A 15,290-nucleotide genomic window follows, 5' to 3' on the forward strand; every position below is an offset into this window, starting at 1 on the left:
TTAAGGTACTTATGAAACATTTAATTCCGGTATTATCCACCTTACTTTGCGTGAGTTTTTATTCTCAAGCAAGCACCACAGTGGCAGGAAAAACTATTTTAGCCCGAGGCGCTGTACTGGCTACAGATGCCGAATCCGCCCAACAGCGAACCCTAAAGCGACGCGATACGGTATATGATGTTGATAAAATAACAACGGGTGAAAAAAGCAAAGCACAATTTTCAATGTCTGATGGTGGCTTAATTGCGCTAAAAGAAAACTCTGAGCTAAATATTGCCAACTATGAATTTAATCCAACTACTCAGCAAGGCTCTGCCTCTATTGAACTAATAAAAGGCGGGCTGCGTTCTATCTCGGGTGTTATTAAAAAAAATGGTGGCGCGTATAGCGTAAAAACACCGGTTGGATCAATTGGTATTCGAGGTACTCATTTTGAGCTACAGCTTGTAGATGGTGACATGTATGTAGCTGTTTGGGATGGCGCAATAGATTTAACATTGGAAGATCAAAGCATTGTATCTCTTGGTAGTAATGAGCCTTTTTCTTTTGCACAGGTCACTTCATTAGGGCGTGTTATTAAAACAACACAGGCACCTGCTGTTTTTACACAAACCATAGCGAGCATAAGTGATGACACAAATACTATTAGTGGTGACACAAGTGCTGAGCAACCCACAGAGCAGCAATCAATAGTACAAAACAATACTTCAGAAAAAACTATAGATGCCGATATATCAGTAACTGATGTTTACGCACAGCAGCAATTTCAGGCGGTAAATGATGCAACTTTAATTGACCAAATCGCGCAGCGCCAAGGTGTTTTTAATTATCAAGCAACCAGTTTTGATGTGTCGTCGAGCCTTGGCGAGGTAAGTGACTTTTCTATGTTTATGTCAGTCGATTTTGATAACGGCACAGTACCCGATGGTGAAATCAGCTTTAATGATGCAGGGGGAAATTGGTACGCAGCTTACAGCGGCTTAATCGATTTAACCAAGCTGGATTTAGCCGTTACATTCGCTTCTCACAATAACAATAAAGCAACAGGCCAAATTGATGCTGTGTTTTTGAATGACATAGATACCATCACAGGTGATTTTAGCCTGAGTGAAATAAACAACCCTGCTGTAAACGCTGGCGGCGATTTTAGACTAGAACCTTAGGTAACCTGCACTTTAGGTAACAATTTTTTTTACTCGTATTCAGTTTAAGTAATTTGAATACAAAGCTATTTATTGGAGTATGTAGAATGACAGCAAAGAACCTTTTTTTGCTCGGTTTAATGGTTTTTTTGCTTAGTGCGTGTGGGGGCTCTGATGAAACAGCACAACAAAACTCAGAACAGCTACCTGTAGAACAAGTTACACCCACCCCTTCTGCTACACCCATAAATCTTACTGGTATAGCCGGTAACTCTATTGTTACTAAAACACAGGTGTCGGGTGCTGTGGCCTCTAGCAGAGGGGTTGTAGGCACAACGGTTGCCAACTCACAAGCTACGATAACTCTTTCACAAGTTAATGAAGTTATACAAGGCAATATCACTTTTTTACTTAGCGTGTCTGACCCCGATGGCATTAGCGCAGTAAATTTAGTACTGCCGAGTGTAAATAAAAGCCTAGCACTTTGTACACAAGCATGTGGAACAGCTTTTGAGCAGTCAGTTATAGGGTTAAGCCCTTACTTTTATGGCGTTGAGTCTGGTGACCTACGCTTAGAGATATGGATTACCGATAGCCTTAACAACCAGGTACTTGCAGACGCAGTGACGACTAATTGGCAACCCTACCAAATAGAAGGCATATCGGCACAGCGAGATGGTCAATCAATTAATTTATCTTGGCAAGCTAACGATAACTTAAACCGTTACAATATTTACTTAGCTACCGAGGCAGGTGTAACTACAAGTAATGTAAACACACTTGAGAATGGGCAACAATTTTTAAGCATATCTGGAACAAGCTTTAATGTAGATGATCTGCTAGCAGATAAAAGCTACCAGGTTTTAATAACCGGTGTAGATGGCAGTGGTGAAAGCGGCTTTGCAGAAAAAATTAACGTAGCACCGCTAGGTGGAGAGCTAAACTTTGCACCAAATGCCGTTAACGATCAATTTTTAGTGAATGAAGATCAAAGCTTGCAAGGTAACGTACTAATTAATGACACTGATGAGTACCAAGGGACTCTTTACATAAATACAAACCCTTTGGTTAACCCTCAACATGGCAGTGTTGCCCTTAGCGAAAGTGGTGATTTTACTTATACCCCACGGGCCAACTTTAATGGCAACGATGCGTTTAGCTACCAAGTAATTAATGAGCTTGGGATGATAGATACCGGCATTGTAGAAATAACGATTAATGCTGTAAATGATGCGCCCATAGCCCTTGATAACACGTACAACATAAGTGATGACGGAACGTTATTAATTGCCGCGCCCGGTTTATTAAGCAACGACAGCGATATAGACCAAGATCAACTTACTTTAGATACAACACCGGTTAGCCTTCCGAGTAAAGGCGCTCTTACACTTGCTTCAGATGGTAGTTTTGAGTATATAGGTAGCGCCAATATGCAAGGCGCGGATAGTTTTCAGTACCGCATTGTTGACCCTCAAGGCGCAGAGGCAATTGCCAGTGTTACTATTAATGCACAGGATCAAAATAGCCCGCCTACAGCCGTAAACGACAGTTACAGTTTAGATGAAGATACCACACTTGTAGTTGATACAAGCCAGGGGTTACTTGCCAACGACACAGACCCTAATAATGATACTTTTATTATTGATGATACATACAGTGTAACGCCCGCCCACGGACAATTACAATTAGCTACAGACGGTAGCTTTTCGTATATACCTGATGCAAACTACTACGGTATTGATGAATTTAAATACCAAGTAATCGACACGTTAGGTGCTACTGCCACGGCTACCGCGACACTAACTATAAATAGCACACCAGATAACCCTAATGCCCAAAAAGATGAGTACCAGTTTCAGTACAACCAAACACTGGTAGTTTCAGCTGAGAATGGCTTACTTAAAAACGATGTAAACATAGAACCTGGTAATCTCACTGTTAATACAACGCCTGTAGTTAACGTACAAAGTGGTATTTTAACCCTCAACGCTGATGGTTCATTTTCTTATCAACCTAATTCGGACGCTTTAGATGTTGATAGTTTCACCTATTCTGTTTCCAATGAACAAGGGTTAACTGCAACAGCGCAGGTTGTATTAAATAAAACGGGTTCTAATTCGCCTGCTGAAGCGAATGATGATTTTTACACCTTACTAGAAGACAGCCCAGCCACATTGCTAAACGTATTAGAAAACGATACCGATGCAAACGGCGATACACTCACTCTTACCGATGTTACAAATACAATAGGTACCGTCCGTATTGTAAATAATAGAATTGAGTATACACCCGAGCCTGATTACTTTGGTGAAGCAATACTAAACTATTCGATTTCTGATGGTTTTAGCGATAGCACGCCAGTGCAAAGCAACGCTACAGTAACGATCACTATTACACCCGTTAATGACGCGCCTACAGCAATGGCAGATAGCGCTGCAATGCAAGAAGATGCGCCGCCAATTTTGGTTGATGTGCTTACCAATGATACCGATGTAGACGGTGATAATTTAACAATAACAAGCGTTAGTACCGAATTTGGCTCAGCGAGCATTGCAGATAATAAAATTCAGTACAGTGCTGGGCCTAACGCTAACGGTGTTGCTATTGTGACGTATAGTATTTCCGATAATAGCGCAGGAGAAGCTAGCGCTACTTTAGAAATAACCATTTCACCCGTTAATGATGCACCAATAGTAAATGCCGATAGCGTTACCATTACCGAAGATGCTTCTGCCACTTTGATAGATGTATTGAGTAACGATACTGACATAGATGGCGATACTCTAACGCTTTCTACTGTGAGTAGTGATAGTGGTAGTGTTTCAATTGTAAATTCGCAAATTCAATACATACCTGATGAAAACGATAATGGCACTGCAACAGTAAACTATACAATAACTGACGGTTCGCAAAGTGCTTCTGGGATACTCACAATAACGATTACCCCAGTTAATGATGCCCCCGTAGCAAACGCTGATACCGCAACTATTTTAGAAGATGCTGCGCCAACAAGTATTAATGTTGTTGGCAACGACACCGATGTAGACAACGATCCACTTGCTATTAGTACAGCAAGCACGAGTACGGGAGCAGTTTCAGTATCTGGCAGTAACCTGCTTTACACACCCGAGGCAAATTTTAATGGTCAAACTGTTGTAAGTTATACGCTAACCGACGGCACAACGACTGCCGAAGGCGTGCTAACAATAACCGTCACGGCAGTTAACGATGCACCTATTGCTAACCCCGACTCAGCGACTATTTTAGAAGATGCCGCCGCAACAAGTATTAATGTATTAAGTAATGATACAGATATAGAAAACGATACGCTTTCTATTAGTGCGCTAACGACCACATCAGGTGCAGTTACAAGCGCAGGTAGTGATGTGATATACACGCCAGAGGCTAATTTTAATGGACAAGCCACAGTAAACTACACCCTAAGTGATGGCACCGATACAGCTAATGGCGTGCTCACTATAACCGTAACACCAGTTAACGATGCCCCAGTAGCCAATCCCGACACGGCTACTATTTTAGAAGATGCTGTAACAACAAATATTGATGTATTAAATAATGATACAGATGTAGAAAACGACTCGCTTTCTATTAGCAGCGCAAGCGCAAGTACAGGGAGTGTTACAGTGGCCGGTAGCAATCTTGCTTTTACCCCTGAGGCCGACTTTAACGGCCAAGCAGTTATAAATTATTCCCTATCTGATGGCACCGATACCGCTAGTGGCGTATTAACTATTACGGTTACGCCCGTGAACGATGCGCCGGTGGCAAATCCCGACACGGCCACTATTTTAGAAGATGCCGCTGCAACAAGCATCAATGTATTGAGTAACGATACTGATATAGAAAACGATACACTTTCTATTAGTGCCGTCACTACTACATCAGGTACAGTAACAAGCGCGGGTAGTGATGTGATTTACACGCCAGAGGCCAATTTTAATGGTCAAGCCACAGTAAATTACACCCTAAGTGATGGCACCGATACCGCTAATGGCGTACTTACTATAACCGTAACACCAATCAACGATACGCCAGTGGCAAATCCCGATACGGCCACTATTTTAGAAGATGCCGCTGCAACAAGCATAAACGTATTAAGTAATGATACAGACGCAGAAAACGATACGCTTTCTATTAGTGCTGTTACTGCCACATCAGGTACAGTAACAAGCGCGGGTAATGATGTAATTTACACGCCAGAGGCCAATTTTAATGGTCAAGCCACAGTAAATTACACCCTAAGTGATGGCACTGATACGGCTAATGGCGTATTAACAATTACGGTTACGCCTGTAAATGATGCGCCGATGGCAAACCCCGACGCGGCCACTATTTTAGAAGATGCCGCCGCAACAAGTATCAATGTATTAAGTAATGATACTGATACAGAAAACGATACACTTTCTATTACTTCCGTAAGTACTAATGTGGGCGGTATTTCGAGCTCTGGCAACAACGTTATATACACGCCAGAAACTAACTTTCATGGACAAGTGATCGTAAATTATACACTGAGCGATGGTACAGACACAGCACCTGGAACATTAACTATTAACGTAACCCCTGTGAATGACGCACCTGTTGCACAGCCTGATTCAGCGACTTTAAATGAAGATGCCCCTGAAACTACAATTGACGTTATAAGCAATGACAGCGATGCAGATGCAACCGATACCTTAACTATAACAGCCGTTATAGCGGATATTGGTACAGCGAGTGTTGAAAATAATGAAATTAAATATACCCCCGCCTTAAATAGTGAAAGCATAGCAACACTTACCTACACGTTGAGTGATGGCACTGATGAGGTGCAAGGTAATTTGACTATTACAATAGTAGCAATTAACGATGCGCCAACAGCAGTAGACCAAACTTTTTCTATCGGTGAAAATGCCATAGATGAAGAGACAATTGGTACGATTACAGCGTCTGACATTGAAAATAACAGCCTCACTTTTAGCTTAAGCGGTGGCGAAACCTCATTATTTAATATTGATAGTAATAGTGGATTATTAACCGTAAACGGTAGCAACGCGTTTAATTTTGAAACAGCGACACAACACACAGTGAATGTCGATATTACTGATAATGGCTCTCCAAATGAAACGACTACAATAACCATTAATGTAAATATTACAGATGAAGAAGATCCACTAATTCCTGTCGAGGATGAAACATTTGGACGAGCACTTAGCGAACAGCTAGACCTTTCGAGCGTTTTTTCAAATGGTGAATTTAACGATAGCATTGAGCTTAACACTAACCTTTATTTTGTGGGATACAATAACAACACAGATACAGATATTATTGTTGTTTCTTATACCAATACGGGCGATTTAAACACTGCATTTAATAGCAGCGGCTTTAAAACGATAGATCTGGGTGAAGATGAAAAAGGTACCGCTATTATCTCTGGCAATGGTGAGTTATTTATAGGTTATTCAAGCTTTAATGGCTCAGAAACTGAAGCATGTTTATTAAAAATGAGTACTACAGGCATTATAAGTACTAACTCTGGTGACGCTAACAGCGGTACTAAATGTACAACACTTGGGAGTGAATCTGTAATAAATGACCTTGAGTTTACCGATAATAAAATACAAGGCGTTGGTTACTCTATCAATGGCTCAGACAAAGACAGTTTATTTCTTAAATTTGATGTGTCGACGCTTGCTTACGAATCAGGCAGCCCCGGTATAGTGGATGTAAGTGGTGAAAACCGTGATGATGAATCACACGCTATTAAAAACTTTGGTAACTCTGATTTACTCGTAGTAGGTAGTGCCATAGGCGAAGAAGGTGATTTAGATGCAACCATTAGGTACCTTATTCCTGATGGCAATAATAACGGCAGCTTTAACTCAGGCGATGCGCTTATATTAGATTTATCGGACGAAGAAGGTGACGATGAGCTACTTGCCATTGGTGGTATAGACGCGGTTAATTTTACTGCCTATTTAGGGGGATATTTTACTCGCTCGTCTGGTGAAAAAGAAGCGGTTATGATTTCAGTTGATCGCTTTGGCGATATTAATGAAGAAATGTCAATTTACAATATTGATGGGAATTCGGGCTCAAGTAACGGCAGTGCGCGAGTTACTGGTGTAAAGTACGCACCTTTGAGCAATCAAATAATCCTCTCTGGTACTACAGGTATTGAAGCCACTGATGATGCTCACAACGAGCAACTATTTTCGGCGCGAGTCTCTGTACCTGATGGCACACTAGACACTAGTTACGGCAATTCAGGCATAAATATTATTTCCAATGTTATCAGTCATCAAACTGCTAACGCATCGACTATTGATGAAAATGGCACGCTATGGCTATCCGGCAGGTTTAACGATTCATCTAATGAGCCTTTCATAACGTCAATAACGAGTAATGCAAATTTAAACACCGACTTTTCTATAGATGGCTACACAAGCATAAACGATCTAAGTATTAGCTCGAATGATCTATCAATGGATGTATTGCAATTACAAACTGGCACGCACGCAGATAAGTACTTAACGGCGTCTGTAACGCAACTTAATACTAACAATAAGCTAGTGCTGACTCGCTATACTAATGCAGGTGTTATTGATACCAGCTTTAGCCTTGATGGTAATAAAGCCCTAGATATTAATGTTGCGTTTAAAACCATTAAAATAAAAGAGCTTAGCGATAGTAGTATTATTATTGCAGGTACACTTATAAACGGTGTAAATGAAGAAGGCTTTATAGCAAAAGTGGACCAAGACGGTTACCTAGATAAAAACTTTGCTGACGAAGGAATTTATACCACTGTAGACATTTTAAATACCGATATTAGCTTTGCAGATGTTGCTGTCGATAGCAGTGGCTATATTGTGGCTGTAGGGACAGCGACTAATGCTTTGAGTGTTACTAATTCGTTTGCAACCATGTTAAAAAGTGATGGTAAATTAGAAAATAGTTTTGGTACAAGCGGTGCTTACTATGGCAACGTAAATGAGTTTTTTGAAACGCTTTATATAGACGCAAATAAAGATATATATATTGCAGGTAAGCAAGTATCTGGCAGTAGCTCGCAATTAACCATGCTAAAAATAGACGATGATGCTAACGAGATATTTACCTATACCGATAGCCGCTCCTTTAGTGATATAAATAACAGAGCAACAAAAATACTCGCCGATAACGCGGCTAACCTCTATTTAATAGCTAATGATGGCACCACGCCAAACCTAGCAGTGATTATTAAGTTACAACCCGATGGTAGCGAAGATTTAAGCTTTGCCACGAGTGGTATAGGGCAATATGAACTCGCTTCAAGTGCTGACACAAAAGTGAACGATGCAGCAATTGACACTAATGGTAATATTATCCTTAGCGGTATGAGTGATTCAAAAGGGTTAATCGCACGCATATTAGCTGATGGCACTATCGATACCTTATTTGGAGAAAATATGCGGGGTTATTATCAAGCAGATCAATGTGATGGTACGCATGAATTTACGTCAATGCTGTTACAAACGAACAATCAAATCATACTTAATAGCACATGCTTTAATAACGGCTCTAATAACGTTAGCTTATCTAAATTTAACTTTTACCCAGATGGAATTAAGCCCTAAATCATGAAAGTTAAATTTTATGGCGTAAGGGGGTCAATGCCATCCCCAGGTGAACATACACGTGTATTTGGGGGCAATACTTCATGTGTATACATTGAGCAAAAAAATGGTGATAGCCTTATTTTAGACTCTGGGACGGGTATCGTGCAGCTTGGTGAAATGCTTCTTAAGCACGCCTCCCCTATAGCTATACTATTAACACATAACCACTGGGATCATATTCAAGGGTTTCCATTTTTTAAGCCTATTTACCAAGCCGAACGCGATATAACCATTGTTGTAGGTGATGTTGAAGACGAGCAAAGTAAGCAGGCTGTTTTGATGCAAATGTCAGGCTCGTTTTTTCCTGTTAGTTACCAAGACTTACCTGCAAACATTACCTTAAACACTCAATTCGCTACCCAAGAAAGCTTTACTATAAATAATTTTAACGTATTAACCGCACCGTTAAATCACCCTGGTGGAGGCACTGCGTATTGTGTACATGCTGAGGGTAAAAAAATTGCTTATATAACCGATAACGAGTTATCCCCGCCTGGTGTTGTTAAAACCACCCTTGCCCAGTGGGCTGAGTTTATTAAAGGTGCTGACTTGTTAATTCATGACGCCCAATTTACCACCGAAGAGCTTCCGCTCAAGCATGGCTGGGGGCATAGCACATTTAAGCAAGTAGCTGAATTAGCTGTTGACGCTTGTATAAAAAACTTAGCAATTATAAGTCACGATCCAGCAAGAACCGATGACGAGCTGTTAGCAATAGAAACACAACTACAAGCAAATTATGGCGAGCAAATTAATATTGAATGTGCCAAAGAAGGCCGATCATTTGAGTTTACATCAAGTAAGGATTAACTGTTATTTCTCGCCTTTATATCCCTAAAATTTACCGACACCTATTTGTAGGCTTAGTCATTACGCTGCTAATAGCGGCTGTGGAGCTGTTTTCTAGTGGTTCATTAGCCAAACTGCTCAATAGGGTCGAAGGTATTATTTACGACTCTAGGCTATTGCTTACTTTGCCTGATACACCTCGACAGCTTGACGAAACTGTTGTGATTATCGACATAGATGAAAAAACGATGCTGGAACAAGGGCGCTTTCCTTGGAGCCGCTCAAAAATGGCTGATTTAGTAAATAAGCTCACTGAGGCAGGGGTAGTAGTTATCGCATTTGATATCTTTTTTTCTGAGCCAGAAGTGAACCCTGTAAACCAAATTCAATCAAGAGCCCCTGATTTATTGAGTGCATATAAATTGGCGTTAAATGATATTAAACACCAAGTAGACGCTGATGCCACCTTTGCTAAAGCACTTAATAGTAACGATACCGTATTAGGTTTTTTGTTAAACAACGACGCTTACAAACAACGTAACCCTTTACCCAGTTCGAGCGTTGTGTGGCCAAAGAGCGAGCAAAGCAACTCCCAGGTAACCCAATTTTTAGGCGCTACGGTTAATATACCTATGTTGCAAAGTAGCGCCACGGGTAACGGGTTTATAAATGCCCATAGTGAAAACGATGGATTTATACGTAAAGCGGCCTTGGTTAATCGAGTAGATGGTAAGCTCTACCCCTCTCTTGCGCTTGAGGCTGCGCGTTTATATACCTTAGCAGATAGTATTCAAACGCGTGCAAGCATCCAAGATGATTTGACTTTCTTTGAAGGCATTAAATTTCATGAGCGTTGGATACAAACAGATGAGTACGGCCAAGTTTTTATCCCGTATAAAGGCCGCGCTAAAAGCTTTAAGTATTACTCTGCCACAGACGTATTAACTAAAAAAGTTACTGAGCAACAATTAGAGGGCAGCGTAGCGTTTATTGGGACTTCTGCAATTGGTTTAGCTGATTTAAGAGCCACACCTGTGGGTTTACAATACCCAGGGGTAGAAGTACATGCTAATATTTTTGAAGGGCTACTGCACCCAGAGATTATACCTACTCAACCTACATGGGCTTTAGGTGCCACATTATTATTAATTACCTTTGTGGGTTGTTGCTTATCGCTTTTAAGTTTTCGTAAAAGTGCGCGCTATATTGTAACACTTTCAGTGGGTATGGCTGGGCTTGTTATATTGCTTAATTTTTATTTGTGGTCAGTACAAAAAATTAGCCTGCCTCTATTTATGCCGCTATTACTTATTTCTATTTTAGCCGCTTACTTTGTTTTTATTGGCTCAATAGCAGAACTAAAGCACAGCCGAAAAATTAAATCGATGTTTAATCAATATGTCCCCCCTGATCATATTGAACAATTAATTCGCCAGCGAAAACAACTTACTCAGCAAAGTATAAAACGAAATATGACCGTGTTATTTGCTGATATACGAAATTTTACTGCGCTATCAGAAGGGATGAGTCCAAACCAATTAAGTGATTATTTAAATCAGTACTTATCGGCAACCACAAAAGTTATTTTTGATAATAACGGCACAATAGATAAGTACGTGGGTGATATGATTATGGCTTTTTGGAATGCACCGCTTGAAGACAGTGAGCATGCAAGGCACAGTGTTGAAGCCGCCTTGGCAATGGTTGCAGGTCTTTCAAGCTTAAATAAAGCCTTTAGCGAGCAGCAACTTCCCACTGTGAGTATTGGTGTGGGCATCAGCACTGGTGAGATGAATGTTGGCGATATGGGCTCAGTCTATAGAAAAGCCTATACCGTACTTGGAGATGCAGTAAATTTAGGCTCAAGAGTAGAAAGCTTGACCAAATTTTACGGGGTAGCTATTCTGGTTACTGAAGAAACAATGCTTGCTTGTCCACATATTGCATTTCGCTTAATTGATAAAGTACAAGTAGTAGGTAAAGTAAATGCAACTAAGCTGTATGAGCCTATAAACTTTGTAGCTGAGATAAGCGAAAGCCAGCTATCTGAAATTAAAAAGTCGTTCACTGCTATGCAGCACTACAATAATAAAAATTGGCGACTCGCTCTGACACTATTTGAAGAGTTGAGTGAAACGGCCTTATTGAGTGATCATGTTTACCATATTTTTATTAACCGAATTAAAAATACCGATTTGCAAAATTTAGCACAGGATTGGAATGGCGCCTTTATCCACAAAACAAAGTAGTAACAACATGTCTGAGTACATTAAAGATAGAACGAATCTTCATCACTTTATTGATATTAGCATTAGGCTAACAACTGAAAAGGATGCAAGTAAACTTCTTGAAGAAATTTTGCAAGTTGTTATGTCTATTTCTAATTCTGATGCAGGTACTATCTACTCTATTACAGACGATAAACAGCTTAAGTTTGAAACAGTCATAAATAAATCTTTAGGCCTTTATCTAGGCGGAAGCTCAGGGGAGCCCGTTAACTTTCCTAATATAGATCTGTTTATAAACGGGAAAGAAAACGAAACGGCTATAGTCGCTCATGCTGTTAACTCTGGCGAAATTATTAATATTCCAGATGTATATGCGGCACTGCCCTTTGATATGAGCGCTGCGCGAAATATGGATGCGCGTACGGGGTATCGTACACAGTCTATGCTAACAATCCCGCTCAAAGATCATACTGATGATATTATTGGCGTGATTCAGCTGATCAATGTGAAAGATCAACATGACAATATCATCACCTATAGCGATGAGCTCGTCACACTTATACGATCATTCGCTTCTTTAGGTGCCATATCACTGACAAACTCAACCCTTATTAAAGGAATGGAAGAGCTATTTTCTAAATTTGTAGAAACCATTGCGATGGCTATCGACGAAAAGTCACCTCATACTGGCGGGCACTGTAAGCGAGTTCCTGCGCTTACTTTAATGCTTGCTGACGCCGTCCATAATATTGACCGTGGCCCTTTGGCTGACTTTGTAATGAGTGATGCTGACAGACATGAACTAGATATAGCTGGCTGGCTCCATGATTGCGGTAAAATAGCTACCCCTGATCACATAATGGAAAAGTCGACTAAGCTTGAAACTATTTTTGATCGTATTGAACACATTGATGCTAAATTTGAGGTCATTAAACGTGATTTAGAAATAAGTTATCAAAAGCAGATTATCTCTGCGATGAAGCTCAATAGACCCATAGAAGTGCTTCAGTTTGAGCGTCTACTCGATACTGAATTAAAACAGCTTTCTTTAGATCGAGCATTTTTACAAAGAGTCAATGTCGGTGGGGAGTTTTTATCCGATGAAGATGTTGCCAATATAGACCGCATCGCATCACATTACCACTTAACGATTAACGGCAAAGAAACCCCTTTACTGAGCGAAGATGAAGTAGAAAATTTACAAATCCGCAGGGGGACACTAACCCTTGGCGAGCGTGACGTTATGAAACGCCATATGGATGTAACTAAAAATATTTTAGACACCCTGCCATTCCCTAAACATTTGAGTAATGTGTCTGAATATGCACTTGGGCATCATGAAAAGTTGGATGGTACAGGCTATCCGCAAGGATTAACAAAAGAACAAATGTCGGTACCTGCAAGGTTAATGGCTATTGCTGATATATTTGAAGCGCTTTCTGCCGTAGATAGACCTTACAAAAAAGCAAAGCCGGTGAGTGAATGTTTAACAATTTTAGGACGTATGGTTGAAGATAATCACCTAGATCGGGACATTTTTGCCGTGTTTGTAGAATCTGAAGTATATAAAAATTATATTAAAGAGTATGCGATTGCCGAGCAATTAGACTTTGTTGACCTAGCAAAGCTACCAGGGTATTCACCTATAAAATAAGTCAGTTCCACTTTCTCTAACTATAAAAAATGCCACCTTGCGGTGGCATTTACACACGGGTTATTTCTACAAGTAGAAATTCTTTTTATTTTTGATTACTTTTAAACAAAAATTATGCCGTAAATGTAGCACTAAGGCCTATATCTAGCAATAAAAAGGTAGCCTGTAGTTATAAACCTGTACCAATGCGCAATATAGATCACTTAATTAAGCGAATAGCTATTAGTAACCTAAACCGTGCTGAATAAACCAATTTTTTATGGTTTAAGTGTCTTAGCGTTTTTTAAACCTTGATACACACGTATTTTTCTTCAAGGTATTCATCAAGCCCTTGATGGCCGCCTTCTCGGCCTAATCCTGATTGCTTAACGCCTCCAAACGGTGCTACAGGGTTAGATATAACCCCTTCATTAACGCCAACCATACCAAACTCTAGCCCTTCGCTAATACGGTAGATTTGCTTGATATTTTGGCTATAAAAATATGCTGCTAAGCCATAAGGAACGTCATTAGCAAGGGCTAGCACCTCACTTTCCTCATCAAAAGGAATAACCGTTAATACCGGGCCAAATACTTCTTCGTGGTATATATCCATTTCGGTCGTTACGTTAGTCACAATGAGCGGGTTTTGAAAGCTGCCGCCTAAGTCGCTGTTATCCCCTATTAGCTTTGCGCCTTTATCAAGTGCATCTTGCACAAGCTGCTGCACTTTCTCTTTGGCTTTTGGGTAAATTAGCGGGCCAATATCTACCCCATCTTCAAACCCATTTGCCACATTTAACGCGGCTACTTTAGGGGTAATTTTATCAAGCACTTCATCTAAAATACTGCGCTGAATAAAAATGCGGTTTGCAGCTACACAAGCTTGGCCGCTGTTTCTAAACTTAGCCGCCATAAGGCCTTCAATTGCTTCGTCTATATCGGCATTATCAAAAATAATAAACGGTGCATTACCACCAAGCTCCATAGATGTACGTTTAATTGTATCAGCACACTGCGAAAGCAGCTGTTTGCCCACCCCAGTAGAGCCGGTAAAAGTAAATTTACGCACCACTTCTGAGTCTGTCAGCATTTTGCCTACTGTTTTTGCATCTTGCGAAACCAACACATTGAAAGCGCCTTTAACAAACCCTGCCTGGTCGGCAAGATACGCCAATGCTAGTGCGCATAAGGGCGTGTATTCTGAAGGTTTTAACACAAAACTACAGCCTGCAGCGTATGCTGGCGCCACTTTACGCGTTACCATTGCAACCGGAAAATTCCACGGTGTGATACCTGCTACAACGCCTACAGGTTGCTTAAAGCTCGTTAATCTATGTGTATCGTCGGTTGGGGGGATCACATCGCCGTAACTGCGTTTAGCTTCTTCTGCAAACCACTTTATAAACCCAGCGCCGTAATCTATTTCACCTAATGACTCTTTAAGCGGCTTACCTTGCTCTTTGGTCATTAGCTCTGCAAGGGTTTGCTTGTGTTTTATTACTAAATCATACCAGCGCATGAGCGTCTCACTTCGCTCAGTAGCATTGGTTGACTTTAATTTAATGAATGCGCCTTGTGCTGCCTTTATTGCACTATTAACGCCTTGCTCATCTATATCACTTACTTCAACAATACTCTTTTCGGTCGCGGGGTCATCAACGCTAAAACGCTGGCTTGTAGAATAAAAATCACCGTCGATAAACGAATCAGAAAAAACCAAATCAGACATAGAACCTCCTAGTAAAAGCTATCAGCTATCAGCTATCAGCTATCAGCTATCAGCTATCAGCTATCAGCTATCAGCTATCAGCTATCAGCTATCAGCTATCAGCTA

The 15,290-nt window shown here is 40.6% G+C and carries 6 protein-coding genes; 5 read left to right on the forward strand and 1 reads right to left on the reverse strand.

The features are described 5' to 3' along the window. Positions 1-11 precede the first annotated feature (11 nt). The 5 genes from AN389_RS16740 to AN389_RS16760 all read left to right on the forward strand — a co-directional run bounded on the left by AN389_RS16740 (position 12) and on the right by AN389_RS16760 (position 13,474). The gene (locus AN389_RS16740) at positions 12-1,163 is read left to right on the forward strand and encodes a FecR domain-containing protein (RefSeq protein ID WP_055020294.1); all 1,152 of its coding nucleotides are present in this window, start codon (positions 12-14) and stop codon (positions 1,161-1,163) included. Between the two features lie 86 nt (positions 1,164-1,249). Then, positions 1,250-8,761 carry an S-layer family protein gene (locus AN389_RS16745; RefSeq protein ID WP_055020295.1) on the forward strand — a complete coding sequence of 2,504 codons (7,512 nt, stop codon included), beginning with the start codon at positions 1,250-1,252 and terminating at the stop codon, positions 8,759-8,761. Between the two features lie 3 nt (positions 8,762-8,764). Continuing rightward, complete coding sequence (locus tag AN389_RS16750; protein ID WP_200909048.1) at positions 8,765-9,613, forward strand: MBL fold metallo-hydrolase; 849 nt, start codon at positions 8,765-8,767, stop codon at positions 9,611-9,613. A gap of 80 nt (positions 9,614-9,693) precedes the next feature. Next, complete coding sequence (locus AN389_RS16755; RefSeq protein WP_235575992.1) at positions 9,694-11,841, forward strand: CHASE2 domain-containing protein; 2,148 nt, start codon at positions 9,694-9,696, stop codon at positions 11,839-11,841. 7 nt (positions 11,842-11,848) lie between these two features. Next, positions 11,849-13,474, forward strand: a complete 1,626-nt coding sequence (locus tag AN389_RS16760) for an HD-GYP domain-containing protein (RefSeq protein WP_408003059.1) — start codon at positions 11,849-11,851, stop codon at positions 13,472-13,474. Between the two features lie 283 nt (positions 13,475-13,757). Here AN389_RS16760 and AN389_RS16765 read toward each other — a convergent pair whose 3' ends face one another. Beyond that, on the reverse strand, positions 13,758-15,185 hold the full coding sequence (locus AN389_RS16765) for an NAD-dependent succinate-semialdehyde dehydrogenase (protein WP_055020297.1): 1,428 nt from the start codon (positions 15,183-15,185) through the stop codon (positions 13,758-13,760). Positions 15,186-15,290: the final 105 nt, after the last annotated feature.

It is taken from the genome of Pseudoalteromonas sp. P1-7a (assembly GCF_001401855.1).
In the GTDB taxonomy this organism is placed as follows: Bacteria; Pseudomonadota; Gammaproteobacteria; order Enterobacterales; family Alteromonadaceae; genus Pseudoalteromonas.

Coding starts and splice junctions, on each gene's coding strand:
- AN389_RS16765 (WP_055020297.1), bottom strand. CDS start 15,185: ATGTCTGATTTGGTTTTTTCTGATTCGTTTATCGACGGTGATTTTTAT.
- AN389_RS16745 (WP_055020295.1), top strand. CDS start 1,250: ATGACAGCAAAGAACCTTTTTTTGCTCGGTTTAATGGTTTTTTTGCTT.
- AN389_RS16740 (WP_055020294.1), top strand. CDS start 12: ATGAAACATTTAATTCCGGTATTATCCACCTTACTTTGCGTGAGTTTT.
- AN389_RS16750 (WP_200909048.1), top strand. CDS start 8,765: ATGAAAGTTAAATTTTATGGCGTAAGGGGGTCAATGCCATCCCCAGGT.
- AN389_RS16760 (WP_408003059.1), top strand. CDS start 11,849: ATGTCTGAGTACATTAAAGATAGAACGAATCTTCATCACTTTATTGAT.